1 rRNA gene (cut by a window edge) is annotated in these 2,500 nt (G+C 53.4%); it reads right to left on the reverse strand.

Annotation, left to right across the window (positions count from 1 at the left end):
- Positions 1-2,500, reverse strand: a 23S ribosomal RNA gene (locus AC13EK_RS10980); its annotated part runs 243 nt beyond the window's last position; the annotation flags it as partial.

Raw genomic sequence — 2,500 nt, forward strand, 5'->3', positions numbered from 1 at the left:
CTTCCACATCCAGCCTATCAACGTCGTGGTCTACGACGGCTCGATGAAATCTTATCTTGAGGGAGGCTTCCCGCTTAGATGCTTTCAGCGGTTATCCCGTCCATACATAGCTACCCTGCTGCGCCACTGGCGTGACGACAGGTACACCAGAGGTATGTTCAACCCGGTCCTCTCGTACTAGGGTCAACTCCTCTCAAATTTCGACGCCCACGGCAGATAGGGACCAAACTGTCTCGCGACGTTCTGAACCCAGCTCACGTACCACTTTAATTGGCGAACAGCCAAACCCTTGGGACCTGCTCCAGCCCCAGGATGTGATGAGCCGACATCGAGGTGCCAAACGATTCCGTCGATATGAGCTCTTGGGAATCATCAGCCTGTTATCCCCGGCGTACCTTTTATCCGTTGAGCGATGGCCCTTCCACGAGGGACCACCGGATCACTATGACCGACTTTCGTCTCTGCTCGACTTGTCAGTCTCGCAGTCAGGCGGGCTTATGCCATTGCACTCTAACAGACGGTTTCCAACCGTCCTGAGCCCACCATCGCGCGCCTCCGTTACTCTTTAGGAGGCGACCGCCCCAGTCAAACTACCCGCCACAGAGGGTCCCTGCACCGGATAACGGTGCGAGGTTAGACATCAGAAAACAACAGGGTGGTATTTCACCTATGGCTCCACATCAACTGGCGTCAATGCTTCAAAGCCTCCCACCTATGCTACACAGTTCTTTCCTAATGCCACTCTGAAGCTGCAGTAAAGGTGCACGGGGTCTTTCCGTCTAACCGCGGGTACTCCGCATCTTCACGGAGAATTCAATTTCGCTGAGCATATCCTGGAGACAGTGGGGAAGTCGTTACGCCATTCGTGCAGGTCGGAACTTACCCGACAAGGAATTTCGCTACCTTAGGACCGTTATAGTTACGGCCGCCGTTTACCTGGGCTTCAATTCAGAGCTTGCACTCCTCCTCTTAACCTTCAGGCACCGGGCAGGCGTCAGGCCCTATACGTCGTCTTGAAGCCGACTTAGCAGAGCCCTGTGTTTTTGCTAAACAGTCGCTACCCCCTGGCCTGTGCCCCCCACAAAAAGTTGCCTTAATGTGGGGCCTCCTTCTTCCGAAGGTACGGAGGCAATTTGCCGAGTTCCTTCAGGATACTTCTCTCAAACGCCTTGGTATACTCTACCATTCCACCTGTGTCGGTTTAGGGTACGGTCTATACGGTGGGGCTATTTCCTGGGACCCCTTCACTGCCCGGAGCAATCCAATAAGCCCGAACAATTTACGGCATCCGTCACACACCACCAGGCCCACGAATATTAACGTGGTTCCCATCGACTACCCCCTTCGGGCTCGTCTTAGGGGCCGGCTTACCCTGCTCAGATTAGCTTTAAGCAGGAACCCTTGGAATTTCGGCGAGAGGGCATCTCACCCTCTTAATCGCTACTCATGTCTGCATTCGCACTTCCGATACCTCCACGGTCGGTTACCCTTCCGCTTCAACGGCCTACGGAACGCTCCGCTACCGCTCAGTCAAAGACTGAACCCTAAGCTTCGGTGCATCACTTTAGCCCCGTTACATCTTCGCCGCAGGATCTCTTATTTAGACCAGTGAGCTGTTACGCTTTCTTTAAAGGATGGCTGCTTCTAAGCCAACCTCCTGGTTGTTTTGGAAATCCCACATGCTTTCCCACTTAGTGATGACTTGGGGACCTTAGCTGTAGGTTAGGGCTGTTTCCCTTTTGACGACGGACCTTAGCACCCGCCGTCTGTCTGCCGAACTAGACTCGTTGGTATTCGGAGTTTGGTTAGAATTGGTAGATCTCGCGACCCCCGCATCCATCCAGTGCTCTACCCCCAACGGCAAATATTCGACGCTCTACCTCAATAGATTTCGCGGAGAACCAGCTATTTCCCGGCTTGATTGGCCTTTCACCCCTAAGCACAACTCATCCGACAATTTTTCAACATTGAACGGTTCGGTCCTCCAGTGCGTGTTACCGCACCTTCAACCTGGTCATGCATAGATCGCCGGGTTTCGGGTCTAATGCATCAAACTATGGCGCCCTATTCAGACTCGCTTTCGCTGCGCCTACACCTAACGGCTTAAGCTTGCTTGATACACTAAGTCACAGACCCATTATGCAAGAGGTACGCGGTCAGGTCTCAAGGACCCTCCCACTGCTTGTAGGCATCCGGTTTCAGGTACTGTTTCACTCCCCTCATCGGGGTGCTTTTCACCTTTCCCTCACGGTACTGGTTCACTATCGGTCATGTACGAGTATTTAGGCTTGGAGGGTGGTCCCCCCATGTTCAGACAGAGTTTCACGTGCTCCGCCCTACTCAAGTCCTGATGTTTCATTTTCGCATACGGGGCTGTCACCCGCTATGGCCGAACTTTCCAGATCGTTCTGCTAATTAAACATCAGGCACTGGCCTGGTCCGCGTTCGCTCGCCACTACTAACGGAATCTCGGTTGATGTCTTTTCCTCCGGGTACTGAG

Source organism: Sphingobium sp. L-44, assembly GCF_056859495.1.